At 60.5% G+C, this 26,188-nt stretch carries 23 protein-coding genes; 8 read left to right on the top strand and 15 right to left on the bottom strand.

Going from position 1 to position 26,188, the window contains the following annotated elements; all coding sequences use genetic code 11:
• Positions 1-5: 5 nt before the first annotated feature.
• A complete protein-coding gene (locus tag QA643_RS11925) occupies positions 6-1,166 on the bottom strand; it encodes an AGE family epimerase/isomerase (protein WP_283034778.1) in 1,161 nt (386 codons plus the stop codon).
• A 95-nt stretch (positions 1,167-1,261) separates the two neighbouring features.
• On the opposite strand from QA643_RS11925, the gene QA643_RS11920 reads away from it, so the two are divergent.
• Positions 1,262-2,485 (top strand): AMP-binding protein, encoded by a 1,224-nt coding sequence (locus QA643_RS11920; protein WP_283033356.1) that lies wholly within the window; start codon positions 1,262-1,264, stop codon positions 2,483-2,485.
• Between the two features lie 89 nt (positions 2,486-2,574).
• Here QA643_RS11920 and QA643_RS11915 read toward each other — a convergent pair whose 3' ends face one another.
• Positions 2,575-4,212, bottom strand: coding sequence for a carbamoyltransferase C-terminal domain-containing protein (locus tag QA643_RS11915; RefSeq protein WP_283033355.1), 1,638 nt, complete (start codon positions 4,210-4,212; stop codon positions 2,575-2,577).
• Positions 4,213-4,660: 448 nt separating this feature from the next.
• Between QA643_RS11915 and QA643_RS11910 the strand changes: the two genes are divergently transcribed.
• Positions 4,661-5,182 carry an HAD family hydrolase gene (locus QA643_RS11910; protein ID WP_283033354.1) on the top strand — a complete coding sequence of 174 codons (522 nt, stop codon included), beginning with the start codon at positions 4,661-4,663 and terminating at the stop codon, positions 5,180-5,182.
• A gap of 128 nt (positions 5,183-5,310) precedes the next feature.
• Positions 5,311-6,180 (top strand): NAD-dependent epimerase/dehydratase family protein, encoded by an 870-nt coding sequence (locus QA643_RS11905; RefSeq protein WP_283033353.1) that lies wholly within the window; start codon positions 5,311-5,313, stop codon positions 6,178-6,180.
• A gap of 75 nt (positions 6,181-6,255) precedes the next feature.
• Here the strand turns inward: QA643_RS11905 and QA643_RS11900 are convergent, their stop codons facing one another.
• Positions 6,256-6,396 carry a hypothetical protein gene (locus QA643_RS11900; protein ID WP_283033352.1) on the bottom strand — a complete coding sequence of 47 codons (141 nt, stop codon included), beginning with the start codon at positions 6,394-6,396 and terminating at the stop codon, positions 6,256-6,258.
• Between the two features lie 42 nt (positions 6,397-6,438).
• Here QA643_RS11900 and QA643_RS11895 point away from each other — a divergent pair, with 42 nt between their 5' ends.
• The 4 genes from QA643_RS11895 (at position 6,439) to QA643_RS11880 (ending at position 10,986) form a co-directional block, all read left to right on the top strand.
• Positions 6,439-7,758, top strand: a complete 1,320-nt coding sequence (locus tag QA643_RS11895; protein WP_283033351.1) for a hypothetical protein — start codon at positions 6,439-6,441, stop codon at positions 7,756-7,758.
• 124 nt (positions 7,759-7,882) lie between these two features.
• Positions 7,883-8,995 carry a dTDP-glucose 4,6-dehydratase gene (gene rfbB / locus QA643_RS11890; RefSeq protein WP_283033350.1) on the top strand — a complete coding sequence of 371 codons (1,113 nt, stop codon included), beginning with the start codon at positions 7,883-7,885 and terminating at the stop codon, positions 8,993-8,995.
• Between the two features lie 6 nt (positions 8,996-9,001).
• Positions 9,002-10,192, top strand: coding sequence for a glycosyltransferase (locus QA643_RS11885; RefSeq protein ID WP_283033349.1), 1,191 nt, complete (start codon positions 9,002-9,004; stop codon positions 10,190-10,192).
• Entirely contained in the window at positions 10,189-10,986 is a 798-nt protein-coding gene (locus QA643_RS11880) for a class I SAM-dependent methyltransferase (RefSeq protein ID WP_283033348.1), read from the top strand. Before QA643_RS11885 ends, QA643_RS11880 begins: the two co-directional genes overlap by 4 nt.
• 16 nt (positions 10,987-11,002) lie before the next feature.
• Here the strand turns inward: QA643_RS11880 and QA643_RS11875 are convergent, their stop codons facing one another.
• From QA643_RS11875 to QA643_RS11860, 4 genes are read right to left on the bottom strand one after another with little or no spacing between them, the layout of a single operon-like run.
• Complete coding sequence (locus tag QA643_RS11875; RefSeq protein ID WP_283033347.1) at positions 11,003-11,701, bottom strand: NDP-hexose 2,3-dehydratase family protein; 699 nt, start codon at positions 11,699-11,701, stop codon at positions 11,003-11,005.
• Entirely contained in the window at positions 11,701-12,801 is a 1,101-nt protein-coding gene (locus QA643_RS11870; protein WP_283033346.1) for a DegT/DnrJ/EryC1/StrS family aminotransferase, read from the bottom strand. Before QA643_RS11870 ends, QA643_RS11875 begins: the two co-directional genes overlap by 1 nt.
• A 6-nt stretch (positions 12,802-12,807) precedes the next feature.
• Positions 12,808-13,779 (bottom strand): Gfo/Idh/MocA family oxidoreductase, encoded by a 972-nt coding sequence (locus tag QA643_RS11865; protein WP_283033345.1) that lies wholly within the window; start codon positions 13,777-13,779, stop codon positions 12,808-12,810.
• A 29-nt stretch (positions 13,780-13,808) separates the two neighbouring features.
• Positions 13,809-14,816, bottom strand: a complete 1,008-nt coding sequence (locus tag QA643_RS11860) for a hypothetical protein (RefSeq protein WP_283033344.1) — start codon at positions 14,814-14,816, stop codon at positions 13,809-13,811.
• 213 nt (positions 14,817-15,029) lie between these two features.
• Here QA643_RS11860 and rfbA point away from each other — a divergent pair, with 213 nt between their 5' ends.
• Positions 15,030-15,908 (top strand): glucose-1-phosphate thymidylyltransferase RfbA, encoded by an 879-nt coding sequence (gene rfbA, locus QA643_RS11855; RefSeq protein WP_283033343.1) that lies wholly within the window; start codon positions 15,030-15,032, stop codon positions 15,906-15,908.
• On the opposite strand, the gene QA643_RS11850 is transcribed toward rfbA, so the two are convergent.
• From QA643_RS11850 to asnB, 8 genes are all read right to left on the bottom strand, one after another.
• A complete protein-coding gene (locus QA643_RS11850) occupies positions 15,905-17,461 on the bottom strand; it encodes a hypothetical protein (protein WP_283033342.1) in 1,557 nt (518 codons plus the stop codon). The genes rfbA and QA643_RS11850 overlap by 4 nt on opposite strands.
• A gap of 72 nt (positions 17,462-17,533) precedes the next feature.
• A complete protein-coding gene (gene wecB, locus QA643_RS11845) occupies positions 17,534-18,589 on the bottom strand; it encodes a UDP-N-acetylglucosamine 2-epimerase (non-hydrolyzing) (protein ID WP_283033341.1) in 1,056 nt (351 codons plus the stop codon).
• Entirely contained in the window at positions 18,586-19,644 is a 1,059-nt protein-coding gene (locus QA643_RS11840) for an NAD-dependent epimerase/dehydratase family protein (protein WP_283033340.1), read from the bottom strand. The genes wecB and QA643_RS11840 overlap by 4 nt, the downstream gene beginning before the upstream one ends.
• A 2-nt stretch (positions 19,645-19,646) precedes the next feature.
• On the bottom strand, positions 19,647-20,579 hold the full coding sequence (locus QA643_RS11835; RefSeq protein ID WP_283033339.1) for an NAD-dependent epimerase/dehydratase family protein: 933 nt from the start codon (positions 20,577-20,579) through the stop codon (positions 19,647-19,649).
• Positions 20,580-20,592: 13 nt separating this feature from the next.
• Complete coding sequence (locus QA643_RS11830) at positions 20,593-21,540, bottom strand: NAD-dependent epimerase/dehydratase family protein (RefSeq protein WP_283033338.1); 948 nt, start codon at positions 21,538-21,540, stop codon at positions 20,593-20,595.
• A gap of 41 nt (positions 21,541-21,581) precedes the next feature.
• The gene (locus QA643_RS11825; RefSeq protein WP_283033337.1) at positions 21,582-22,598 is read right to left on the bottom strand and encodes an NAD-dependent epimerase; all 1,017 of its coding nucleotides are present in this window, start codon (positions 22,596-22,598) and stop codon (positions 21,582-21,584) included.
• An 8-nt stretch (positions 22,599-22,606) separates the two neighbouring features.
• On the bottom strand, positions 22,607-23,890 hold the full coding sequence (locus QA643_RS11820; RefSeq protein ID WP_283033336.1) for a nucleotide sugar dehydrogenase: 1,284 nt from the start codon (positions 23,888-23,890) through the stop codon (positions 22,607-22,609).
• Between the two features lie 276 nt (positions 23,891-24,166).
• Positions 24,167-26,083 carry an asparagine synthase (glutamine-hydrolyzing) gene (asnB, locus tag QA643_RS11815; protein WP_283033335.1) on the bottom strand — a complete coding sequence of 639 codons (1,917 nt, stop codon included), beginning with the start codon at positions 26,081-26,083 and terminating at the stop codon, positions 24,167-24,169.
• Positions 26,084-26,188 lie beyond the last annotated feature (105 nt).

Raw genomic sequence — 26,188 nt, 5'->3', positions numbered from 1 at the left:
AGAGCTCAGCCGAGCACCTGTTCCGCTTCCGTGACCGCGCAGAGAACATGATAGAACGACGATGCGGGAATGGTGGCGACCAGCGAGCTGCCGTCGCGGTCGAACTGATCGTACCAGCCGCCCGCCACGGGATGGCTGAGGTAATGCCGCTCGAGCCGCGAGAGCGCCGCGCGCGCTTCGTCCGCCGCGCCCGCCTCGCCCGACTCGGCCTGTGCGATCCACGCCTTCGCCATTTCGGTCTGCGGCCACAGCCGGCGCGTGTGGCGCCGGATGTTGCCTCTGGCGTCGCCCTCGTCGATCAGGCAACCGGTCGCTTCGTCGCGGTAGCGCAGCGCGGTCGCCAGCAATTCGCCGCGGTAGCGCCCTGTCGGGCAGCCCGTGATGCGCTCAAAGCCTCTGAGCAGCCACACCCACTCGGCCTGATGCCCCGGCTCGACGCTGACGGGCTCGATCTTCGACCAGTCCTCCTCGAAATACTCGGTGAGCACCTGACGCTGCTTGTCGTAGAGGTTGGCCAGAAACAGGCTGAAGAAGTTGCCGGCCCGGTTCTGGAACACGAGGTCATGCGTCGCGTCGAACGCGGCGATCATCGCCTCGAAAAGATGCATCTGCGGGTTCTGCCGGCGCGGCATCGAGGGAGGCAATCCCTCGTGAACGCCGCCGTGCGGCGAACGCAATTCCGTCTCGACGAAGCGGCACAGCGCGTCGATCTCGGAACGCACCTGCGCGTCGCGATCCAGACTGTAGACAGTGGCCAGCGCAAGCAGCACGAAGGCGTGGTCGTAGGAATCGCGCAGCGGGTCCAGCACAGCGCCCTCAGGCGTCAGCACGTGGACGAAACCCGGCTTGCCGTCGGGGGCTTTAGCGTTGGCCAGCAGGTGCTCCAGCCCCTTGAGCGCGATCGCGCGTCCGTCGGGATACCAGCCCAGCTGCGCGGCCTTGGCGTAGCAATAAATCTGGCGCGCCTGGACGAAGGTCCTGCGCGGCGCCAGCCTGTCTGCATGGCCGTCGGCGTCGAGCCGATCGATAAAGCCGCCCGTCTGGGCGTCCCAGCCTTCAGTGGACCACAGCGGCAGGCAATGGTCGATCATGCGAAGCTTCAGCTTCGTGACGATATCGGCCGAAGCGCCGGCGTCTCCTGCCGCAGCAGTATGTCCTTCAACCATTGCGTCCTCTGGAACACGGGCAACACCGGCAGAGGCCGTCTGATAGCACGTCAGCGGCGGTACGCAATCGGCCCCTTCCTGCGGGATCATCAGCCATGACCGATCACTATGACGCCCTTGAAACACGCGAGCCGGCGAAACGCGAGGCCGAGCTGTTCTCACGGCTGCCAGACGTCCTGCGCAAGGCGCTGGAAGCGCCGGCCTATGCCGAACGGCTGAGGGGCATCGACCAAGCTGCCGTGACCGATAGGGCCGCGCTGGCGCGCCTGCCGGTGCTACGCAAGTCGGAACTCCCTGCCCTGCACAAGGCCGCGCCGCCGTTCGGCGGGCTCGTGGCGGGGCCGCTGGGGTCGTTCGGACGGCTGTTCACCTCGCCCGGCCCGATCTTCGAGCCCGAACCCGCTCACGCCGACCCCTGGCGCGGCGCGCGGGCGCTGTTCGCGGCAGGCTTCCGGCCCGGCGACGTCGTGCTCAACACCTTCAGCTATCATCTGACGCCCGGCGGCTTCATCTTCGACGCTTCGGCGCGGGCGCTGGGCTGCGCGGTGATCCCGGCTGGGCCCGGCAATACCGAGCAGCAGTTCGAGCTGATCGAGGCCTATCGGCCGGTCGGCTACAGCGGCACGCCCGACTTCCTCAAGATCCTGCTCGACGCCGCCGCAAGCACAGGCCGCGACGTCTCCTCGATCAAGCGGGCGCTCGTATCCGGCGCGGCTTTCCCGAAATCGCTGCAGGACGAGGTCGCCTCGCGCGGCATCGATGCCTATCAGGCGTTCGGGACCGCCGATCTTGGCATGGTTGCCTTCGAGACGTCGGCACGCGCGGGCATGGTCGTCAACGAGGACCTGATCATGGAGATCGTGCGGCCCGGCACCGGCGATCCGGTGGCGCCCGGCGATGTCGGCGAAATCGTCGTCACCTCGCTCGACCCGCAGCATCCCTGGATCCGCCTCGCGCTCGGCGATCTCACCGCGACGCTGCCGGGCGCGAGCCCGTGCGGCCGCACCAACATGCGCATCAAGGGCTGGATGGGCCGCGCCGACCAGACCACCAAGGTCAAAGGCATGTTCGTTCGCCCCGAGCAGATCGCCGAGATCGGCAAGCGCCATCCCGAACTCGGCCGCCTGCGCCTCGTGGTGACGCGGTCCGGCGAGAGTGATCTGATGACGCTGAAGGCGGAGACGGATTCGACGGGTGGAGCTCTACGGGAGCAACTCACCGCAACGCTCCGCACGGTGACCAAGCTCGGCGGCAATGTCGAACTGGTCAGCCCCGGCTCGCTGCCCAACGACGGCAAGGTGATATCTGACGAACGCTGAGAATTTGCCATTGCCGATCATGGGCAAGCAACTGTCCTCACATGCCTCATCGATGATCGTTGGACGGTGCGCTTCAGCAGCTGCCAAAATCAATTCGGCTTCGATAACCGATACGGGCCGAGAAACAGCACATCAAGGCCGGAACAGAAATACGTGTGCAGTGCTTCGAGCGGCGAATTCACGGTGGGCTGCTCGTTGATGTTGAGGCTGGTGTTGATCAGCATCGGCACCGACGCAGCCTTGCTGAATTCATCGAGCAACCGGCTGTAGGTCGGATTTGTCTCGGCGTGGACGCTCTGAATGCGCGCGGTGCCATCGACATGGACTACCGCCGGAATCAATTCGCGTATTTTTTCGTTGACGGGGAACGTCACGACCATGAATGGGGCATCGAACGCATCCTCGAAATATTCGGCCTGCCTGTTGTACAGCACCGATGGACAAAAGGGACGAAACTCCTCGCGATACTTGATGCCGAGATTGATACGATCCTTCATGCCGGGCGAGCGCGGATCGGCGAGAATCGATCGATTGCCCAGCGCGCGCGGGCCATACTCCATCCGGCCCTGAAACCATCCTACCGTCCTTTGATCGACGAGGTCGGTGACGCACGCGGCAACCGGATCATCCAGCACTTCGTAGCGCGCGCCGATCTTATCGAGCGTCGCCTTGATGGAATCATTGGAATATTCGGGACCCCAATAGGCATGCGTCAGCGGCGCTATCGCATGCCCGGCCTCGACGCATTTCAGCATCGCTGCACCCAAAGCAACGCCTGCATCGTGCGGTACCGGCGGAACGTACAGACGCCCGATCGACGGCTCTGCGGCAATCTCCATGTTCATCTTGCAGTTCAGCGCGACGCCGCCAGCGAGGCAAACATCGGCACAACCGCTCATAGCGATGGCGGTGCGCACCACCTCCGTCGTGACGATCTCGAGTTGCTTCTGGCCGCTCGCGGCAATGTCCGTAAAGCGCTGGTCGAGCGGTTGACCGCGGAGCCTGCGGGGTCCCAGCACATCTTCCATCTTCTCAGTGAAGATACGCTCCTGCCGCGTCGAGAAATCGCTGGTGAAGATCTCGGCGTCCCGTTTGCGCTTGTCGAGTTCGGGGTCCAGAACGTAATCGATCCCATCCGGACGCAACAGACCAGCGAATTCATCCAGGTATTTCGGGCTGCCGTAGGATGACAGCCCCATGACCTTGTACTCGTCGTTGGTCATCTGATAGCCGAGATACTGCGTCAGCATGCCGTAATAGAGACCAAGGCTGTTATGCCGGCCAAATCGCGTCAGTATCTTGAAGTCATTGTCCTTGGCATGGGCAACCAGTCCCGAACTGGAGTCGCCTGAAAAATCGAAACAGGCAACGGTGGCTTCGCGAAATCCCGAACCATAGTAGCTGCTCGCAGCATGGCATAGATGATGATCGTAAAGCTCGATCTTCGGGCTGTGGCCAAACTGAAACTTGAAATATTCGGTCAGCCGCTGCGCGTAGTTCGTGTAGGTGCGCAGCGGCGAGCAGATGAAGTCGACATCGCGAATGGTGATGCCGGCCTGACTTAGGCAGTAGCCGATGGCGCCCCGGGGCAGTTCTCCACGTGCGTGCTTGGCCAGCGTGAAGCGCTCCTCTTCCGCCGCAGCGATGAGTTGACCGTCGCGAAGCAGAACCGCAGCACCATCGTGATGGCCATGCTTGATGCCGGAGCTAATTCCAATCACATACATGCGTCTTCGTGCCTGCTCGCGAGATGCCTGAAACAGCGATCAAGGGAAACCAGAGGGCCGCGGAAAAGCGCGGCGCGAAACCACTGCTTCTATATGGAAGTCGCAGTGAATCAAGGCGTTTCTCGGACTTCGAAGCCCTTAAAATCGGTGATTTCAGCACACGAGGCCGCTGGCCCAACGTCGCCGGCATGGATCGCTCGCTTCGCAGCCGCCCCTTCGAAAGGGCCGCCTTTCAAATCTCCGCCAGGGCTGCTAGATAGCGGCTTCTTCCAAGGGCTGGCAAATCCCTCTCGGCGATCTCGGCGAGACACCGGCCTGGCGGCGGGTCGGCGATAGCGCGAAAATGTCGAAATGATGCTCGTCGTCGGCCCCAGGCGTGCATTCATGCTGCGGCTTACGTCGACAAGGCAAGCTTACCCCAAAACCGCGATCCGCTTTCAGGCAACGAATGAAGAGACCAGCGATTTTCTTTGACCGAGATGGCGTACTCAACGAGGACGACGGTTACGTCTACGAGGCCAGCAAACTGAAATGGATAGATGGCGCCCGTGAAGCCGTGAAGGCGGCGAACGATGCCGGATATCTTGTATTCGTCGTGACCAACCAATCAGGCGTCGCGCGAGGCTTTTTCGATGAACATCACGTCCAGGCCCTGCACGCGTGGATGGCGGCGGATCTGGCCAGAATCGGAGCGCGCGTCGACGCGTTCGAATATTGCCCCTATCATCCTGACGCCGTGATCGAGCGGTATCGTCAGGTGAGCCATCGACGAAAGCCTGCGCCGGGAATGATCACCGACCTGCTGGAGCGCTTTCCGGTAGATCTCGCCCGCAGCATTCTCATCGGGGACAAGCCAACCGACCTCGAGGCCGCGCGGGCCGCAGGCCTCCGTGGCGTTCTGTTCTCGGGTGGCAACCTCGCGCAGTTCGTCAGATCGGTCCTGCAGCGGAGCAATAGCATTGGCAGCTGACGCGCCAGGCGAGCGCGCCGCCCTTCACAGGCGCAGGCGAATCTACCGCGTACGCCCTTTTTCCTTGCGCCAGGAAAGGGCGTATATTTAAAGGAGCGTCGTTCAGTAACTTCGCTACGGTGAGTTTCATGGCTGCTACCGTGCTCGTGACCGGCGCCGATGGTTTCATTGGCCGCAATCTCGTCGGTTATCTCGCGTCACAGGGCTTTCAGGTAATCGCGGCTTCCAGAGCCGCTTCAGTCCCTTCTCGCGCCAATGTAGTCACGGCCCCTCTTCCCGACCTGGCTCTGCCGTTCGACTGGCAGCCCTTGCTGGAAAGGTGCGACGCCGTCGTCCATCTGGCCGGCGTTGCGCATCGATTTTCGGAAGATGAGCAATACAATCTCGTCAATCACCTGGCGACGGCCGGGTTGGCGAAAGCTGCCTGTCGCCAGCAGAAGCACCTGGTTTTCGTTTCGTCGATCGCTGCGCAGAGCGGGCCGTTTTCGGAACAGGAACTGACGGAAGAAGCGCCTCCCAAGCCGGCCAATAGCTATGGGCGGTCCAAATTAGCCGCCGAGCAAGCCATTCGCGCATCGGGAGCCTGCTTCACGATCCTGCGTCCTGTCGTGATTTACGGACAGGGCGAAAAGGGTAACGTCTCCATCATCCACAGGGTCGCGAGCCTACCTATACCGCTGCCGTTCGGCGGACTGACGGCCCAAAGATCGGTGCTATCGATCGACAATTTTTGCTCAGCCATCGTGATGATACTGACCGAGCCGCGCACACACGGAGAGACATTCATCGTGTCCGATCCCACGCCGGTTACTGTCTGCGACCTCATTTCCCGACATCGCGCCGTATTAGGCCGTTCGCCCGGGCTGGTAGCCATTCCCGAGAGATGGATCGAACTAACCTTTGCGGCCTTTGGATTGGCCGACACCTGGAACCGGGTCGGCAAACCGCTCGTCGCCCGTCCGACAAAGCTGCTCGCGCTCGGCTGGAAGCCGTCCTGAGAGATGGCATCTTACAAGCGTGCGGCCCCGCCAGTGATCACCTCGAATCGCGCTATGCTATGATCGGCCGAATGGTCAGTTCGAACCGGCGGCCAATCGTAATCTTGCCGTTCGGAAGTTTCCTTCGGTTCCGACCAGGGACATTTTGAGCTTCATCAGCGTATCAACATGCTTGTTTGAGCGCATCCAATCGCGCGAGGCTTCGGCAACGGCCATGAGAAACTCTTATCGGGGTCATCTGAACTCCAAGAATATGCCATGAGCGGGCCGGACGCCCATCTCGCGACGACATCCGGGCGCCTGGAGTTCCGGCCCATACTAGGCCTGCTCCTCTGCGGGCATGTCGCGGCGTGTTGTATCTCGCTAAGCTACGCCGCAGCCGCTTTTTCTGGAATTGTAGGGTTTGACAAGGCAAACGTCCCGATAGCGATACTGCGGACGCTACCTTTCGCCGTAGTGTCTACCGTTTTCGCGATCGGCCGATTCAGCTTTGGCTACTTCGTCGGATTCTACTTCTATACGACGATCTTCGGCTATCTTTGGTTGATCGAGTTTTCGCTGCTTCCTTACAATCACCCGTCGGCGATAATTTCAATCTTCGCATCTGCGCTGGCATTCCTGGCACCCGCGCTATTTATCACTTCACCGGTTAGGGCGCGGCTGGACTTGTCGGTGAGGGATTTTGATCTGCTGCTATCCGCCATCTTGATATTTGCTGCGATCCTCGTTGCGGTCGCTGCTTTTTACAATTTCAGACTTGTCGGCCTTTCGGAAATATATCGCTTTCGCGAAGAGATCGCGTTTCCGGCGCCCCTGAGATATGCCATCGGCATTACATCGAACGCGTTATTGCCATTTGCTTTTGCCGGCTTCGCTCTGGGTGGAAGTACTTTGCGGGCAGGAATCGTACTTGTTCTGATGCTGCTGCTCTATCCCGTGACGCTAAGCAAATTAGCGCTCTTTGCGCCGCTCTGGCTTCTGTTTCTCGCCTTCCTATGCCGAATGGTTGAAGCGAGAAGCACGGTCATTCTGTCGTTGCTGCTACCGACAACGGTCGGCCTGGCAACCCTGTTCCTCGCCAAGGCCGAGCTATTCCCCATTGAATGGGCAGCGCAATACTTCGGCGTGGTCAATACCAGGATGATCGCCATGCCGTCGATCGCGCTGGAAGTATATAACAATTACTTTTCGACGCATCCGCTGACGCATTTTTGCCAGATCAACGTACTCAAGCTCGTTATCGACTGCCCTTATGATGAACCGCTATCAATTCTCATGAAGGCCTATAACCAAGGCGCATTCAACGCGTCGCTGTTCGCGACGGAAGGCATTGCCTCGGTTGGTCCATGGTTGGCACCGCTTTCCGCATTCGGTTGCGGCTTGGTGATCGCTATCGGCAACCGTCTTTCGTCCGGCCTGCCGCCACAATTTATCGTGCTGTCGGGGGGCATCCTTCCTCAGATCTTGCTGAACGTCCCTCTCTCGACGACCCTGCTGACTAATGGCGCCGGCGTTCTCTTCTTGCTATGGTATGTTACGCCGCGTTCGATATTTGAGCGCTCCTCGCCCCATTCGTGACGTACCCGCACCAGGATCTGTTCTCCGTCGTGATCATGATTGCCTTACGGATCCTCAGAAATTTCAATGCTCCGCTGCTTTCGCGCCGCGCGCAGTTTCCGATACCGGAGAACCAGGTTAGCCAATGCAGAGCGTTCTGATCACGGGTGGCGCGGGCTTTATCGGCCAGAACCTGGTGCATGCGTGGCGGACCGCGCGGCCGGCCGACCGCCTGGTCGTCGTCGACGCCATGACCTATGCGGCCAACATCCGCAGCCTCGAGCCGCTGATCACCGACCGCAGCATCATGTTCGTGAAGGGCGACATCGGCGACACGGCGCTGATGCAGCGCCTGTTTGGCGAGCACAAGTTCTCGCGTGTGGCGCATCTCGCCGCGGAATCCCATGTCGACCGTTCGATCAGCGATCCCGAAGCCTTCCTGCAGACCAATGTGCTTGGCACCTTCACGCTTCTGAAGACGACGCTCGATCACTGGCGTGCGGCGGCGATGCTCGGCACGGCGCGCTTCCTCCACGTCTCGACCGACGAGGTCTATGGCTCGCTCGGCCCGTCTGATCCGGCCTTCACGGAATCCTCGCCCTATCGTCCCAACTCGCCTTACGCGGCGAGCAAGGCGTCGAGCGATCATCTGGTCCGTGCCTTCGTCGCCACCTACGGGCTGCCGGCGCTGATCACGAACTGCTCCAACAATTACGGTCCCTATCAGCACCCCGAGAAGCTCATCCCGCTGATGATCATCCATGCGTTGGAAGGCAAGCCGCTGCCGGTCTACGGCGACGGCTCCAATGTGCGCGACTGGCTGCACGTTTCCGATCACTGCAGCGCCCTGATGCACGTAATCGAGCAGGGGTGCATCGGCGAGACCTACAATGTCGGCGGCGGCAACGAGCGCACCAACCGCTACGTGGTGAGCCTGATTTGCGATGCGATCGATGCCGCCTTCGCGGCCGACGCTGGCCTGGCTTCGCGCTTTCCGTCCTGCCCGGCGGGAGCCGGCAGACCCTGCCGCACGCTCATCAGCTATGTGACCGACCGCCCCGGTCATGATCACCGTTATGCGATCGACGCCTCCAAGCTCGCCGACGAGCTCAGCAAGCACTGCAGTGTCAGCTTTGAAGGCGGGCTGCAGCAGACCGTGCGGTGGTACCTCGACCACGAGCCATGGTGGCGCGACGTCACCAGCGGCGCCTATCAGGCGTGGATTGACAAGAACTACAGCTTTCGGCGAGCAGTCTAGCCAGTCATGCGCATCCTCGTGCTCAACGCCGACTACCCGCGCTTCCTCAGCTGGCTGTATCGCCGACATCCCGGGTTAGGCAGCGCTGGTTATGTGGCCCAGATGTCGGCGCGAAACGCCAGCCTGTTCGGCGTCGCCGATTTCTATTCGCGGAATTTTGCCGCGCTTGGCCATACGGCAGCGGAGATACACGTCAACAACGCCTGGCTTCAGACTGCGTGGGCGCGCGAGCACGGGATGGCGGTCGAAATGGCGGGGCCCACCGCCAGCGGAACCACCGCGCTGCCAGCCTGGCTGCAGCGCGCCGTCGCGCCGCTGAAACCGATGCTGCGTCCGCTGGCCCGCAAGGTTGGTCTCAGCCCAAGCCTCGATCGGCAAGCCGAAGCGATCCTGCTGGCGCAGATCGAGGATTTCAAACCCGACGTGGTGCTCAATCAGGACACCTTTCACGTCGATCCGCGCTTGATGCGGCGTATCAAGGCCATCGGCAGGCCTCTCCTGATCGGGCAAATCGGGGTCGCGCCATCCCGAGGTGTCGACTGGTCGGTCTATGACCTCATGATGTCGCAAATGTCGGCGAACGTGGAGTTCTTCCGCCGCCTCGGTGTGCGCGCGGAAGTCAATCACCTGGCGTTCGAGCCGGCCCTTCTCGATATGCTGCCGCCGCCGCCGGTCACGGATATCGACGTCTCCTTTGTCGGCACGGTGTCGCCGGATCACCAGCAGCGGATCGCGCTGCTCGAGGCCGTCGCCGAGCGTTACGATCTCAAGCTGTTCGGCAACCCGCTACAGACCTTACCAGCCTCTTCGCCGCTGCATCGTTGCTTTCAGGGCGAAGTCTGGGGCGTCGACATGTACCAGACCTTGCGGCGTTCGAAGATCACGCTCAACTCACACATCGACATGGCCGGGCGCGAAGCCGGAAACATGCGCCTGTTCGAGGCGACCGGCGTCGGCGCTTTCCTGCTGACCGACTTCAAGGATAATCTGCACACCCTGTTCGCGCCGGACCGCGAGGTCGCGGTGTGGCGCTCGATAGGCGACTGCCTTGACGCCATCGGCCGCGCGCTCGGCGATGCCGATAGCCGCGCCGCCATAGCCGCTGCGGGCCAGGCCAGAACTATGGCGCAGCATACCTATCGCCACCGCGCCGCCGAGATCCTCGGCCTCATCGAAACGCTGCGGGCGGCGCGATGAAGCTGCCGCGCCTCGTCAGGCAGATCGGCAAGCGCGTCATCAAGGCGGCCCCGATCCTGCGGCGCCATGTCCTGACCTCGACCGACTACAAGGTGCTTGATGGTGTCGACGCGGCGCGGCGTGTGGCCACCTCATCCGACGGCTGGCTGGCGGCACGCACCGTCGCGCGCCAGGAACGCGCCTATCGTGCACTGATCGCCGGCATGAAGCATGGCGAACCGCGGCTCGATTTCACTGTTGCGGCCGAAGCCGTCAGCGCAACAGGTATCGCCTCTCCCCGCCTGCTCGAAGTTGGCTGCGGCAGCGGCTATTATTCAGAAGTGTTTGCCGATCTCGTTCCGGGCGGCGTCAGTTACACCGGGATAGATTATTCGGAAGCGATGATCGCGCGCGCGCATTCAAACTACCCATCGGCCGCCTTCCAGGTCGCGGACGCCACCCGGCTGCCTTACGCTGACAAGGCCTTCGACATCGTCTTCAACGGCGTGTCGCTGATGCACATCATCAATTATCAGGCGGCGATCCGCGAAGCCGCGCGCGTGGCCGGACGATACTGCATTCTGCATACGGTTCCGGTGTTTGACGATCATCAAACCACCTATCTGAGTAAATATGCCTATGGCGCGCCCGTCATCGAGATCGTGTTCGGCAAGGGCGAATTGATGGCGCTGTGCCGCGATGCCGGGCTTCGATTGCAGCGCGAATGGACCTGCATTCCCTACGATGTCTCCGAGGTGACGGGCCATCGCTCGCGGACCGAAACCTATCTGTTCTCGAAAGATGCGGCCCGTTGACAGGTGAGCTCGCGCCTTACAGCGGCGCGATGATTGTCTTCACGAACGGGCTGAGCACATTGTCGATCGCGGCCAGCGCCTTGATCTGGCTGAGACTCGCCCAGTAGAACATCGTCATATCGGACTGGATCACCGCCTCGTCGTCGATGAAGACGATGATGTTCTCGTTCGACTTGCGCCAAAATCTCCCGCCCTCTTCATTGTGCTCGGCACGGTAGATGATCCGAACACCGGATTTGGCCGTCAGCACCTCCAGCATCGGCGACAGCTTTCCGCCATGGGCGCGACGGATGTTCGACCATGTGCTTTGCACCGAGGGCGAGAGCTGGAGCACGCCGATATTGCCCGGCTCGGCCTTGGCGTACAGCAGGAACTGAACGCCGTCAGCGGGCGTCTCGCGGGAGATGAGGCCGAGAACACCGCCTTCCACCTGGGTGTAGATCGGCTGATCCCACGAGGCGACCTCGCGCAGCGCGCCGCTTTCGACGCGGACGCCCTCGACGGCAAAAAATTGCCCGGTCTGGTGCCGCACATTGCCCTTCGCATCGTGCGACCAGCCGCGCACCTCGTCGAGCCCGATCAGATCCGCCTTGAACCGGATCGCCTGGCAGCGCTCTTCCCGCCACGCCAGGATCGGCGCCGGGTCCTTCGGCTCGATCGTAAGCGAGGCGGCAAGCCGGCCGCGAAACCAGTCGAGATGCGCGCGCTCGGCCATCAGATTACGTCCTTGAGCACGTCGATCACGGTATCGACTTCCTCATCCCTGAGGTGCGGATACATCGGCAGCGAGAAGATCCGCTGCGCCTTTCGCTCCGCGACCGGAAACTGGCCCTCGCGGTAGCCGAGATCGGCGCTGCCGCGCATGGTGTGGATCGGCCAGCGGTAGGATACGTTGCAGTTGATGTCGCGCTTGGCCAGTCGTTCCAGCACGCCGTCGCGGTCGGTCGGATGCTCCGCGACGTAGAGATAGTAGGAATGACGGCTGTGGGCGTTCTCGCGCGGCAGCACGAGGCCGCTGCCCGCAAGCCCGCGATTATAGCGCGCGGCGATCTCCCGCCGCCGCGCGATCCAGCCCCCGATGCGCGGCAGCTTCAGCGACAGGATCGCGGCCTGCACCTCGTCGAGCCGCGAATTGTAGCCGTGGCGCTCGGAATAATACTGGGCCTCCATGCCGTAGAAACGAAGGCTGCGCGCCAGCCTGATCGCCGCCTCGTCATCGCTGAGCACCATGCCGCCGTCGCCATAGGCGCCCAATACCTTGGTCGGGTAGAACGAGAACGCGGAGGCATGCCCGATGCTGCCGGATTGATGGTTCTTGTAGAGCGCGCCCTGCGACTGCGCGCAGTCCTCCATCACCTTCAGGCCGTGCCGTTCCGCAATCGCCATCAGCGGATCGATATCGACGCATTGGCCGTAGAGATGCACCGGAACGATCGCCTTCGTGCGCGGCGTGACCGCAGCTTCCACCTGCGCGACATCCATCAGAAAGTCATCGTCGCTGATATCGACGAAGACCGGCGTGGCGCCGAGCGTGCGGATCGCCGACACCGTCGGCACCGCTGTATTTGGCACGGTGATGACCTCGTCACCGGCCTTGACCCCAAGCGAGGCCAGCGCGATGTAGATCGCATCGGTTCCGCTGTTGACGCCGACGCCGCCGGCGACGCCGAGATAGTCGGCCATCTCGCGCTCGAACTTGAGGCCTTCCTGTCCCAGTACCAGCCGCCCGGAACGGAACACCCGATCGACCGCAGCGAGGATCTCCTCGCGCAGCTCGTCATATTCCCGCAGATAGTCCCATACGTTGATTGGCATTGTCTCTCACACGGATTGATGTGCCGGATTATCTGATGCGAGCGCCGCCGCGATCATTTCCCGGCACCTCGCGTCGCTCAGGAGATCGCGATGGAAGCCCTCGTGATCGCCGCTTGCGATTGCCGACGTTACCGCCTCCAGGAAGTTGGCAAACGTATCGGCGGGCTCGAACGTCACGACACCATCGGCATTGCGGACACGCCGCCGCCATTCGACAGCGTAATCGGCGGGCGGCGTGAAAACGCGCTCTATTAGCACGGAGCCCGAGCGACCGACAACGAGCAGGCGATTCTGATACTCGCCCTCGAAGCTGAAAAGGCCGGAAAATGTGCTGCCATTGCCGAGCCGGGCCAGGACCGAAAAGCCCATGTCGACGCCGGTTTCGGGATGCCGGCCGCCGGCCAGCGCCGTTACCTCGGATACGCCGTCGCCGCCAAGAATGCGCATCGTGGCGGCGGCGTAAGGCCCGAGGTCGAGCAGGCAGCCGCCGCCGAGTTCGGCATGGTTGCGGAAATTGCCGAGCGGCAGTGGAGGAAAGATGAATTGCGCGGCCGACTGGATCAACGGACCTGTCTCGGCGACAAATTCCGCGAGGGCCGCGAACTGCGGGTGATAGCCGAACACCGTCGCTTCCGCGACGAGACGGCCGGCGCGCCGCGCCGCTTCGACCACGCGTTCGCTTGCCGCCAACGTCATCATTGCCGGCTTGTCGACCACAACGTGCTTGCCGGCGGCCAGCGCCGCCATCGCCCAGCGCTCGTGCATCGCGTTGGGCAGCGAAAGATAGACGAGATCGCAATCGCTGCCGTGCAGCGCGGCCTCATAATCGTCGAAAAAGCGCCCGTGCTTCGGCCAACTCTCGGGCTTGGGGCGGCTCTTGCTCGCGATCGAGATCGCCTCGATGCGGCCAACCTTGGCCGCGGCCGGCAGCACGCGCCGCTCGACGATCGAGGAGTAGCCAAGGATCAGCAGTCGCATGCACAATATCTTTCGAGCAATAGAGCGGGCTAGCGAACGGCAATCGCCCGGCCGGTGACGATATCGACGCCGCGGAAGGCCATCATCCGTGCCTTGCGCAGCGCGTTCAACAGGCGGTCGATGAAATTACCGGCCATGGGCCTACGGATCGTTTCGAGCAGCTGCCCCTGCAACAGCGGAGCCGAGGACTGCTCGGCCTCGACGAGCGCGGCAACATAAGGCTCGTACAGTTTTTCCCTGATCAGACCAGAGAATGGCGCGTGATAGAACCGGTGACTATTGAAATAGTAGCCGCCGTCGCGCTTGACTCCGTAGAAATGGAAGAACAGCAGCGGATAGCGCCGCTCGATCTCGACCCTGCTGTCGTTCCATTCGAGCCGGCAATCGGCGATGTTCCACGGCGCGAGGTTGGCGCCGAGATGCGATATCACATGAACGCCCGGCATTTGCGGCATCCGGTCGAGGTAACGCTGGTCGGCGAAACGGTCGCCCTCGACCCGGTCGTAGCACCATTCGATGCAGCGTTCGCGCCACCAGCGCAACACGGCGATGCCGTCGTCGCGTTTGCGCGCGCTGACCCAGCCGACATTGTAGAGCCCGAACCTGCGCTGGTCTTCCAACCCGCGCGAGAAACGATGCGGAACGATGCCGAACGCCGCGTCCTTCATTTCCTCATAGATCGGATCGGGCGATGCGAAGAAGAACAGGTCGCTGTCGAGATAGGTGACCCACTCGGCATCTCCGCTGCTTTCCAGCACGAAGAGAATCCAGGCCGGAGAGCACGTGAAGTAATATTCGATCTGGCTGCGGGAGGACCGCGTCGCGGCAACGTCGGGATCGGCGGCTTCGAAATCCGAAAGGCGCACCGCCACGAGATGCGGAAGTTCGAGCCGCAGCAGGGCCTGATGGCACGCCTCGCTCAGGCAAAGCACCCAAAGCCCGGCGCCAGGGACGTGCCGCTGCAGCGAATGATAAAGCGCCAGCCCGCGCGGCAGATAATTGTGATCGAAATAAGTGCAGTAAACGCGGCTGGCCATGATCCCCGTCGCAGGTCGCGAATTGCGTTGTGCGTTGCCAACCGCCGCGGCAACGCCATTCCTAGCCCACCCGCATGATGGGTGCAACGCGGGCGGCCCTTGCGTAAACCATTGAAATATTTCCGCTATGAAGGCAAGGAAGGCTCTTTGTAGGGCAGTTGGCCCATGCTAACGAGGCTGCCGTCCCCCCGCCAACTGCGAAGAGCTCGGCGCATGAACCGCAAGGGAATCATTCTGGCAGGAGGCCGCGGCACGCGGCTCTATCCGCTGACGCTCGCGACCTCGAAGCAGCTGCTGCCGGTCTATGACAAGCCGCTGATCTATTATTCGCTGACCACGCTGATGATGGCGGGTTTGCGCGAGATCCTGATCATCACGACGCCGGATGAGATCGATCAATTCAAGCGCCTGCTCGGCGACGGCCGGCAATGGGGCATCGCGCTTTCCTTTGCCGTCCAGGATCACCCGGGCGGCATCGCGGAAGCTTTCGTGATCGGGCGGGATTTTTTGGCCGGCGGATCCAGCGCGCTGATCCTCGGCGACAATATCTTCTACGGCGACAATCTGCGGGCGCTGCTCCGCACTTCCGCGCAGCAGGACCGCGGCTCAACCGTGTTCGCGTGCTGGGTCGACGATCCCGAGCGCTACGGCGTCATCGAGTTCGATCCTGCTCACCGGCCGCTGCGGATCATCGAAAAACCGAAGGCGCCGAAGTCAAACTACGCCGTGACGGGACTCTACTTCTACGACGAACGCGTCGTCGATGTCGTGCGCGAGATGAAGCCGTCGCCGCGCGGGGAACTCGAAATCACCGACGTCAACCAGTGGTATCTCGAGCGCGGCGAGCTCCACGCCGAACGCTTCGGCCGCGGCTACGCCTGGCTCGACGCCGGCACGCATGAATCGCTGCTCGAGGCGTCGCAGTTCATCCACATCGTGGAGAAGCGCCAGGGGCTGAAGATCGCCTGCCCCGAGGAAATCGCATTCAGCCAGGGTTTTATCGACGCCGAGCAGTTGCTGCGTCTCGCCGAGCCGATGAAAGGTACCGGCTACGGGCAGTATCTGATCCGTCAGGCCGCGATTCTGCGTTAACGCGGGATCGCTGCGGTCAGCTTCTCGCGCACGCTTTCGAACGCGAGGGGGCTTGCTGCGGCCAGCACCACCGCAAGCCATAGCGCGCATTCGGCGACGAAGCGGATGGGCCCGGTCCAGGGCAATGCCAGCCGGATTGCCGATCCCAATCCCCAGCCGGCCAGCGTCACCACAATCATCACCGCCGTCAGAAAACCGGCATGCCTCAGCGGACGCTCCAATGTCTGCTGCATGATGATGCGCCCCAGAAAACCGAACTGTATCAGGAGGTCGCTGGCGACAACGGCAATGGCTGCGCCGATCAGTCCGGTCGAGGGGATCAGAACCGCTGACAGCGCCAGGAAGACAACGAGCTGCAGCCCCTTGGTTTGCAACAACAGCTCTCCACGATTGCTGTAATAGGCATAGCCCAGCGCCAGGATCGAAGGCGCCGCCGCAGCGGCACCGATCAGCAGCGTCATCGTCAGCAGCGGGTCGTACGGAACGGCGCCATGCGTCCACAGTGCGAAAAAATCCGGCCAGAACGGCAACAGACCGGAGACGACGAGGCTGGCCAGCAGGGTCACCAGCACCGAACCGCGGGCGTAGAGATTGCGGAGCCGATCCGCGGCCCCGACGGCATGGTCATGGCCAAGTTCGGCCGCCAACGGCAGCGTTGCCTGCTGGCAAAGCCCGCGCAACAATCCAGCGACGACCCGGGTCAGGCCCCATTGCGCGACCGCCACGCGGTCGGACACCAGTGCGCTCACCAGCAGCACCGGCAGATTGAGCTGCAACAGCTCCGTTGCGGACGCGATTCCGAAGGGAGCTCCCTTGCGCAACTGGCCGATCACCCAACGCGGGGAATGGGCTTTGCCGGCGCCCCGCAGGAACGGAAACAAGCGCGGTGCATCGACCGTGAGAACATACAGCGCGAACAGCATTTGCGTCGCGACGTAGACGATCGTTACGTAAAGCAGGCTTTGAGTCAGCGTGATGGCCGCCAATTGGCTGAACAACGCGCTCATCATTCCCAGGTTCGCGAGCTTAACTGCCCGCCCATAGAGGCCGCGAGCGCGGTAGAGCGCCGCTGGGACATTGGCTGGCAAGGTGAGGATCATACCCACGACCATGGTGCCAAACGCAAGATCGAACTGCGGGACGGACCCAAATCCCAGCACGACAGATGGTGACAAAAACTGAGCCGCGATCACCAGCACGACGGCGAAGGATCCTGCCAGCCCAATGTAAATCCGCTGCATGTCGGCATAGAACCGACCACTTCGGCGATCGCAATCGACGCTCGACTTAAGTGTGAGAAATCGATTGATCGCACGAAACTGCAGGCCGACATCGACGATCGGCACGAGATTCCCGGCGGCATAAATCGCCAGCCATGCAGCCAGGATGTCGTTGGACCAGTAGTGCAAAAAAATGGGAATCAGCGCAACCTGCTGCGCGATCCCCAGTACTATCTGCACGAGATTGGCCGACCAACCTTTCGAAAGGCGACGCGCGCGGTTTGGGGGCCGAAGCCTGCCTTCGGGGTTGTGCTCATCAAAAGCGCCGGTCAAGGATGATCGAACCAGTTGGGTCTTGGGTTGAGCAAGAATTCAGTCAGACAAATCGGCATTGAGAAATGGCATTCACGTTGAGGCGCGGTTCGAGGCCAACAAGTGAACGATATCGAACGCTGCGCGCCCCTTACCATACTCCTCAATCTCGCGAGGTGTGCCTCGTTCGGGCCCCTTCCAGAGACGGTTCCAGCCATGCGTGACCGTTTCCGTCCATTCGGTCTCGTCTCGCAGAGTGATGCATGGAACGCGATGGAAATAAGCCTCCTTTTGAACCCCGCCGGAATCCGTGTAAACCCCGACGGCATGGTGCAGCAGTTTTACCATATCGAGGTAGCCGACCGGTTCGATGACCCGCAGGCGATCCAGACTCACTCCCATTCGGGATGCCGCCTGCCGGGTACGCGGGTGCAACGGCAGTACTACGGGATGGCTTTCTGCCCGCTCCTGCAAAAACTGCACGACCGCTCGCAGCTGTCGGGGATCGTCGGTATTCTCCGCGCGATGAACCGTTGCAACGGCGTACTCCTTTGGCCGTAACTTCAGGTCGGAAAGTGCCGTCGAAGCCTTCTCTGCCTTGTCTATTGCGAACAAGGTAGCGTCGTACATCACGTCACCAACATGATGTACGCCCTGGGTAACCCCCTCAACTGCCAGGTTCGCAACTGCCGTCGCCGTGGGACAGAAGTGTAACGTGGAAAGATGGTCGGTGACGACGCGATTGATTTCCTCCGGCATGCGCCGATTGTAAGAGCGAAGCCCAGCTTCAACATGCGCCACCGGAATGTGCAATTTGGACGCAGCCAATGATCCGGCCAGCGTGGAATTTGTGTCGCCATAGACCACGACCCAGTCCGGCCTCTCGGCAACCAAGATTGGCTCGATCGCGATCAGCATCCGGCCTGTCATGTCGCCATGACCACCCCCGTTGATGGCCAGATGATGCTGTGGCTGTCGAATATCCAGTTCTTCAAAGAAGATATCGGACATATTGGAATCGAAGTGCTGACCGGTGTGGATCATCACTTCCGAAAGCCCGTCGATCTCGCGAATGGCGCGACTGATGGCCGCAGCTTTGATAAACTGCGGGCGGGCGCCAACGATGGTGAGGATCTTTAGCGGCGTCACGAGTATTTGCCGACCTCGGGCACATGCCCGATGTGATTTCGCATGCAGCTCAGGATTCGCTCGCGGTTCTTGCGCGTCCAGTCCACCGTCCTGTTGAGGCCGTCTTCGTGCCCAACGGTCGCGACGAAGCCGAGCTTCTCCCGGGCCTTGGCAGGATCACCAAAGCGCTGTCCCGATCTGTCCCAGTCGCGCGCCGGCGCCAACGCGATCGGCGTCTTGTTGCCAGTAATCGTGTTCACCCGCTTCGCGAGCTCAAGGATGGTGGTCTCAGCGCCGGAGGCGAGATTGTAGATTTCTCCCGGCTCGCCCGACAGCGCACACGCCATAAGCCCTCTCGCCATATCTTCCACGTAAATAAAATCGCGGGATGCAACTCCGCCATTTTCGACAGGCAAGGCCTCGCCGTGCAACGCCTTCCAGATGAAGGTTGGACTTACGTTTCGCCAGACGGTGTGCACCGTTCCGCGCCACTGGCCAGCCCCCAGAATCTCGCCGGGTCCGTAGACGTTTTGAAAGCGGGCTTTCACAAACGGCAGCTTGTAGCGGGACCAATAGTAATTCCCGTACATCTCGCCAATCAATTTGGAGATTGAATACGGACTGTCGTGAAACAGAGAAACCGGTGCATCCTCTTTCGTTGCGCTAGCGCCCCCAAACGTCTTCTCCGCTACTGCGCAACCAGCCGCCGCATATACCACCTTCTGCAACGACTTCACATCCTTGAGCTTCTCAAAAAGCTTCAGCGTCGTAAGGGTGTTGTTCTCGTGATCGGCGAGCGGATTGGCGATCGACGACTGATTCCCATGATAACAGGCGAGATGGAAGACGTAGTCGAGGTCCTGCGGCTGTGCGGCGAGCACCGCATCTTCGGTAATGGATCGCGGAATGAAGTCGATGCGCGGATCATCCGGAACATTCGAGGAGTCCGCCGACAAAAGATTGTCGACGACCACAATGCGCGTCGGGCCCCTCTCCAGCAGCATTCGGACCAGATTGGAGCCGACGAAGCCGGCTCCGCCAACCACGAGAATGGTCGCCCCCTCAAAAGACATCATGATCAGCTCTTTGGTTCGGCCAGATGGCTGTAAACGTCGCTCACGCCATGCGCGTCATACCACGCGAGAAGCCGCCGGATCGTTTCCTCAAACGGCACTTTCGCCCGCCAGCCAAGCAAGGCATGTGTTCGGCTCGGGTCCGGAACGACCGACGGCACGTCGTCATCGCCCACGGGTACTACTTTGACGTCGGGATCGGCGGCCATGCCCAGATGTGATCGTACCAGATCGTATATTTCCTTGATCGAATGCCCTACCCCGCTGGCCACGTTAAAGATACCATCCGGCGCAGCAGCAGTCATTGCTATATCGACTGCGGCGAGAAAGTCGGACATGTCCAGGAAATCACGCTGGGCGTCACTGCAAAAGCATGCCTGGCCCGCCTTCAGGCGTTTGTAGAAGGTCGGAATCGGACCTATCGCTAGACGAGGGCCGGTTACATTCGCAAGCCGAAGCGAGACGAAGGGCAAGCCACTCATCGCCAAATATTGTTCGCCAGCGACTTTGGAAATTCCGTAGCTAGTGAACGGCCGCAGCGGATGCTCGACGGGAATAGGCATGCTCTCTGGTCTGCCATAACACAATACAGTCTGGAAGTTCAGGATGCGGGTAACAGCCGCGCGGCGCGCCGCTTCGACGACGTTTGCAGTCCCCTCGACATTCGTCGTAATGTCTTCCCGCCAATTGGCGGGGTCTTTGTAGGAAGCGGCTGAGTGAACAACGTGAGTTGGCTTGAACTCGGCAAATGTCCGCAGTACCAGATCGCGATCGGCGACTGAGCCTTCGACAAGCGTCAGACCGGGAAGAGCCGGCACAACCTCGCGCTTACCGGTCGCAAAGTTGTCAATGACGAGGAGCTCGTGACCTTGCGGCAACCAATGCTCAAGAAGATTCGAGCCGAGGCAGCCTGCGCCACCAGTAATGACAATGCGCATCAACCTATCCTGATCAACTGCGGATTTCCGCCCGCGCTTCCTTCAGGTGCGTATAACCTCCGACAACGCCATCCCTCTGCCATCGCTCCACCGACATGCGCGCAATGTCATCGAGCGAAGTGAACTCTATCGCTCCGAAGTCCTTGAATGTGCGGTCCGGGTCAAGAAGAATGGAAGGCGCGTCGTCGGGGCCGAGCGGCTTGATTTCCGGTTCAGGATAATCATTGAGCTTCATTGCGCGCACCACGGCGTCATAAAGCTCCTTAATCGCGACATCCTTGCCCGAGGAGAAATGGTAGGTGCCGCTGCCGGCGCCATCGGCAGCCTTGACGACAACCCGCGCCAAGTCGTCCGCATAGCAGAAGTCCCGACGCGCCGGCGTGACGAAACACTTCTGTCCCTTGGACAACCGACCGTAGAAGATGGGGAGCGGCCCGGAAACGTTTCGCGGTCCGATCACATTGGCCAGCCGGAAAGTCACCCAGTCAACTCCGGAAAACTGAACGTAGTTCTCTCCAGCCGTCTTCGAGATTGCATAGCTCGAATTGACGGGATTGATTGGATGATCAAGCGGGATAGGAGATTGCAGCGGTTTCGTACCGTAGCAAAGAGCCGTCTGAAAGTAGATGAGGCGAGATACACCATGCGCCTTGCACGCTTTGGCGACATTGGCCGTGCCAACGGCATTGACCAGCGCATCGGTGCCCCAATCTTCGGGATCTTTATAGGACGCCGCAGTGTGGACGACGATCTCGGGCCGGAAATCCGAAAACAGCCGATTGATGACCTCGGCGTTCGCGATCGTGTCTTCAATCAGCATAAGCTTTGCGTGCTTGGTCAGATTGTCGGCCCGACCGGTCGCATAGTTGTCGATCGCAACGACCTCATCGCCGCGCGACAAGAACATGTCTATGACCGTTGATCCGACCTGTCCGGCTCCGCCGGTGACAAAGATTTTCATATGACCACCCAGATTCAAGAAGCTGTTGTCGAGTTCTATTGCTAAATCCGGTAGTAATCCCGGTACCATTTGACGAAGCGAGCGACACCTTCCTCGATCTGTGTCGCGGGACGAAAGCCGATATCTTGCTCGAGATCCTTGACGTCGGCGTAGGTTGCCTCGACATCGCCAGGCTGCATCGGCAACATCTCCCTGATGGCCGCCTTCCCCAATTCCTTTTCGAGAAGAGAAACGACGTATGTCAGTTCCTCGGGATTATTGTTGCCAATATTATAGATCCGCCACGGGACGCTGGTCGCCGAGGTACCCGGCTTATCGCTGCTCAAATCGCCAAAGCCTTGCGGCGCCCGGTCGATGAGACCAACGATACATTTGCTGACGTCATCGACATAGGTGAAGTCTCGCCGCATTTTACCATGATTGAACAGCTTTATTGGCTCGCCAGCCAGAATGGATCTGGCAAACACAAACATCGCCATATCAGGCCGGCCCCATGGACCGTAGACCGTAAAGAAGCGCAGACCTGTCGTAGGAAGGCGGTAAAGATGACTGTAGGCATGAGCCATCAGCTCATTCGCCCTCTTGGAAGCAGCATAGAGACTGATCGGATGATCGACACGGTCTTCAATCGAGAATGGCAACTTGGTGTTGGCGCCATAGACCGACGACGAGGACGCATAGACAAGATGCTCGCATCCGTTGTGACGGCATCCTTCCAGGACGTTGACGAAGCCCTGCATATTCGCGTCGACGTAAGCGTGCGGATCCTGGATCGAATATCGGACGCCGGCCTGCGCAGCAAGATGGATCACCTTGCCAAAGCGATGCCGTTCAAACAACGCCTTCGTCATCTGCCGATGAGCAAGATCGAGCTTTTCGGTGCAAAATCGAGAGTTGCTCTTGAGCACGTCAAGGCGCGCCCCTTTGAGCTTTGGATCATAATAATGGTTGATGTTGTCGACGCCGACGACGTCGAAGCCTTCCGATAGAAGACGCTGACTGACATGGAAGCCGATGAAACCGGCGGCTCCGGTGACAAGAACTACCTTGCTCGCCATACCCGAGCTCAAAGTCGCAACAATTCAATGCCGACCGGCTTCGAGCCGCGGTCGAGCTTCGATTTCACATCAAAAACCAAGCCATTGCCGCCAATCAGCAGCCGCTGGATAAGCGGCCACCCGCCGCTCGCATATTCGTTATGTGCTACGGCAAGAATGACGGCATCCGCCGACTGCAGTTCGCGCAGCGGCAGCAGCTTGACTCCATATTCCTCCTCAGCATCGGCCGCGTTTGCGAGAGGATCATGCAACTGCACTGTCAAGCCGAACGATTGCAACTCGCTCACAATATCAATGACCCGCGAGTTGCGCGTGTCCGGGACATCTTCCTTGAATGTGAGCCCAAGAACCGTGACGACGCCGCTTTGCGCCTTGCGTCGCAACAGCCCCCTCACGCATTCTCGCGCCACACGCTGCCCCATGCCATCATTGATGCGTCGGCCTGCGAGAATGACCTCCGGATGATAGCCGGCCTTCTCCGCCCGAAAGGTCAGGTAATAAGGATCGACACCGATGCAATGGCCGCCGACAAGCCCCGGTTGGAAAGGCAGGAAGTTCCACTTGGTGCGCGCCGCAGCCAACACATCCGCAGTGTCAATATTGAGCGCCTGAAAGATCAACGACAACTCGTTCATGAAGGCGATATTCAGATCGCGCTGCGTATTTTCGATGACCTTCGCGGCCTCCGCCACCTTGATGGAAGATGCACGATGAACGCCGGCTGTCACGACCGACCCGTAAACGGCGGCCACAATATCGAGCGTTCGCTCATCCTGCGCCGACACCACCTTGGCGATGGTTTCAAACCGATGCTGCCTGTCGCCTGGATTTATTCGCTCCGGCGAATAGCCGACCGTGAAATCGTCCCCCGCCTTGAGCCCTGATGTCTCGTTCAGGATCGGAATGCACTCTTCTTCGACGGCGCCGGGGTACACCGTCGACTCATAGACAACAATATCGCCCTTCTTCAGCACCGCACCAACTGAGCGCGATGCGGAGATCATTGCCCTCAAGTCCGGCCGCCTCGCCTCATCGATCGGCGTTGGCACCGTTACAATGTAGAAGTCGGACCTTGCCATCGCGGCGCGATCGGACGAGAAGACGAGTGACTCCTGGTGCAGATCATGCGCTTCGACCTCTCTCGTACGATCGTGACCGTCTTTGAGTTCGGTCACCCGTCTTTGATCGATATCGAATCCGACTACCGGCGCACCCGATCGCGCAAACGACACGGCGACAGGCAAACCGACATAGCCCAACCCGATTACAGCGATGTTGCGTCCGTGTCCCATTTTTCATTCCGATTGGTTTGGCGCGGGCCCAGTTTATGGAAATCGCACGAATGACGCGGAGATAACATGACGGTCGCCGTTGTCAAATATACCCCAAGTCTCCCAGAGCCGCGGCCTGAGACGTCGCGCCGCCTCATTTCGGCGGACGGCCGACGCGCGCAGATCGGGAGCATCGGCAAGCAAGGCGATCCGAGACCCCGATTCCCGCGCATTCTTCCAACATGTCCAGCGATCGGCGAAATAAGAGCGCCGCCGCTGCGACGGACTTCGCTGGCCCTAGGATTGAACCATAGCTCTGAATTCGGCCGCCCGATCATGGAAGCGCTGGTGCCATAGCTCGAGCGACAATAGCCCCCAGGCCTTGCGCGAGAAACGAGACGCCTTCTGAAAGTTTGCGAGCACCACGCCACTGTTGAAATAGTCGCGCTCTCGCGCCCGCTGCTGATCGAAAATATCCGTCACGAAGCTGCGAAGCGATCCCTCGAACCATTCCTTCAGGGGAACCGGGAAACCCATCTTGTCTCGCCGTTTCAATACGTCGGCCGGCAGGATGTCACGATAGGCGGTCTTCATAAGCTGCTTCATCTGCCCGCCTTTGAACTTGACGTCGGCAGGAACCGTGGCGAGGAACTCGACCAGCGGATGATCAAGCAGAGGCACCCGGCTCTCGAGCCCGTGCGCCATGCTCATTCGATCTTCAACCTGCAGCAACGCCGGCAACAGGCACTTGAAATCGAAGTGAGTCATCTTGTCGAAGTAGGCCTCTTTTCTGACGTTGTCCTGATTATTGAAGATCCCGCGGAACGCCTCGAAGACCCGCGCCTTGTCGAGCGCCCCCCAATCCACTTCGCCGACCATGTCGGTGGAGCGATCAATGAGCCTGAAATACCGCTCGTCCAGATCCTCGAACAGCCCCTCGCGCCAAAACTCCTTGATCATCGGCTTGTATTCACGGAGCAGACCGAGATTCGGAACGATGGACTCGATCGTGACGACGTAGTTTCCTTCCTGGTAGGTGCCGTCCATCGCGGCCTTGATGCATTGCTCGAAGTAGGCCACGAGATATCGTGCGTAGCCTCCAAGCAGTTCGTCCCCGCCCTGCCCGCCGAGAACGACTTTCACATGCCTCGCAGCGAGCGCCGAGACCATGAATTGCGGAAACGAACCGGGACCGGCGACCGGAAAATCAAGATGATAGATGACATCGTGGAGCGAGGTCCTGAAGTCCTCCGCGGTGATATCCGCCATGTGCAAGGTCATGTCGGCCAGCCTTCCGACCTCCTGTGCATATCGGCTCTCGTCGTACCCGGGATACTCCGTGAACCGGCCGTGGAATGCGAGACGATTGCGGTGGTCGTGACGCGAGGCCAGCAACGCCACGAGACTGGAGTCGAGCCCTCCTGAGACATATCCGCCGATCGGTACATCCGCCCGCAAATGGATCTTCATGGAGTCGGCGATCAACTCCTTGAAGCGCGCTTCGAAATACCTCGGGCTGTGATCGAAATCGACGGCATACTGCACATCCCAGTAGCGACGAACGCTGATATTTCCGTGGTCGACCGTGAGCACATGTCCGGGCAGCAGCGCGTTGACATGTTCAAAGAGCGTCTTGGCGCCGATCGTATACTGGAAAGTCAGATATTCCGCGAGCGCACTCGAATCGGTGCGAATTTCGGGCAGCAGGGGCAGCAGGGCCTTGGCCTCTGACGCAAAGAAGAGCCTCCCCCTCTGCTCGGTATAGTAGAGTGGTTTGATGCCGAAACGATCACGCGCAGCAAACAGTCTTTGCTTTTTCTCATCCCAGATCGCGAACGCAAACATTCCCCTCAGATGAGATACGCAATCATCTCCCCACCTCTCATAGGCGGCAAGGATCACTTCTGTGTCTGAAGTCGAGCGAAACTCCCATCGAGACGACAACTCGTTACGCAGTTCGATATAGTTGTAGATCTCGCCATTGTACGTGATCACGGTGCCGTTTGGCGCGATCATTGGCTGCGCACCGCTCGGCGACAGGTCTATGATCGCAAGCCGTCGATGGACGAAGCCCACGCGCCGGTCGCTCGACGTCCATTCACCGGTGCCATCAGGACCACGATGGGCGATCAGCGAAGACATCGCGCGCAGCGCCACCCCGCTCTGAGGATACGGCTCGGACGTCAGTGAAAGGAAACCGGCAATTCCACACATGCGATAGCCCTAAGAGACTTTCCGAAGTCAAGGCAGAGAGTGCCTCGGCTTGAACTACGCCGGGCCATTCGCCTCGCGAGATGATCCGTTTCAGACGTGGTATCT

The organism is Bradyrhizobium sp. CB3481 (genome assembly GCF_029714305.1).
Taxonomy (GTDB): Bacteria; Pseudomonadota; Alphaproteobacteria; order Rhizobiales; family Xanthobacteraceae; genus Bradyrhizobium.
This window is presented reverse-complemented; position numbering and strand designations above follow the sequence as displayed.

Bases quoted from the DNA above. Each gene is read 5' to 3' on its own strand.
- QA643_RS11880 (WP_283033348.1), top strand. From the start codon at position 10,189: ATGAAGCTGCCGCGCCTCGTCAGGCAGATCGGCAAGCGCGTCATCAAG.
- rfbB (WP_283033350.1), top strand. From the start codon at position 7,883: ATGCAGAGCGTTCTGATCACGGGTGGCGCGGGCTTTATCGGCCAGAAC.
- QA643_RS11925 (WP_283034778.1), bottom strand. From the start codon at position 1,166: ATGGTTGAAGGACATACTGCTGCGGCAGGAGACGCCGGCGCTTCGGCC.
- QA643_RS11820 (WP_283033336.1), bottom strand. From the start codon at position 23,890: ATGGGACACGGACGCAACATCGCTGTAATCGGGTTGGGCTATGTCGGT.
- QA643_RS11910 (WP_283033354.1), top strand. From the start codon at position 4,661: ATGAAGAGACCAGCGATTTTCTTTGACCGAGATGGCGTACTCAACGAG.
- QA643_RS11865 (WP_283033345.1), bottom strand. From the start codon at position 13,779: ATGCGACTGCTGATCCTTGGCTACTCCTCGATCGTCGAGCGGCGCGTG.
- QA643_RS11825 (WP_283033337.1), bottom strand. From the start codon at position 22,598: ATGGCGAGCAAGGTAGTTCTTGTCACCGGAGCCGCCGGTTTCATCGGC.
- QA643_RS11830 (WP_283033338.1), bottom strand. From the start codon at position 21,540: ATGAAAATCTTTGTCACCGGCGGAGCCGGACAGGTCGGATCAACGGTC.
- QA643_RS11915 (WP_283033355.1), bottom strand. From the start codon at position 4,212: ATGTATGTGATTGGAATTAGCTCCGGCATCAAGCATGGCCATCACGAT.
- QA643_RS11860 (WP_283033344.1), bottom strand. From the start codon at position 14,816: ATGGCCAGCCGCGTTTACTGCACTTATTTCGATCACAATTATCTGCCG.
- QA643_RS11840 (WP_283033340.1), bottom strand. From the start codon at position 19,644: ATGATGTCTTTTGAGGGGGCGACCATTCTCGTGGTTGGCGGAGCCGGC.
- QA643_RS11885 (WP_283033349.1), top strand. From the start codon at position 9,002: ATGCGCATCCTCGTGCTCAACGCCGACTACCCGCGCTTCCTCAGCTGG.
- QA643_RS11920 (WP_283033356.1), top strand. From the start codon at position 1,262: ATGACCGATCACTATGACGCCCTTGAAACACGCGAGCCGGCGAAACGC.
- asnB (WP_283033335.1), bottom strand. From the start codon at position 26,083: ATGTGTGGAATTGCCGGTTTCCTTTCACTGACGTCCGAGCCGTATCCT.
- QA643_RS11895 (WP_283033351.1), top strand. From the start codon at position 6,439: ATGAGCGGGCCGGACGCCCATCTCGCGACGACATCCGGGCGCCTGGAG.
- QA643_RS11835 (WP_283033339.1), bottom strand. From the start codon at position 20,579: ATGCGCATTGTCATTACTGGTGGCGCAGGCTGCCTCGGCTCGAATCTT.
- QA643_RS11905 (WP_283033353.1), top strand. From the start codon at position 5,311: ATGGCTGCTACCGTGCTCGTGACCGGCGCCGATGGTTTCATTGGCCGC.
- QA643_RS11900 (WP_283033352.1), bottom strand. From the start codon at position 6,396: ATGGCCGTTGCCGAAGCCTCGCGCGATTGGATGCGCTCAAACAAGCAT.
- rfbA (WP_283033343.1), top strand. From the start codon at position 15,030: ATGAACCGCAAGGGAATCATTCTGGCAGGAGGCCGCGGCACGCGGCTC.
- QA643_RS11870 (WP_283033346.1), bottom strand. From the start codon at position 12,801: ATGCCAATCAACGTATGGGACTATCTGCGGGAATATGACGAGCTGCGC.
- QA643_RS11875 (WP_283033347.1), bottom strand. From the start codon at position 11,701: ATGGCCGAGCGCGCGCATCTCGACTGGTTTCGCGGCCGGCTTGCCGCC.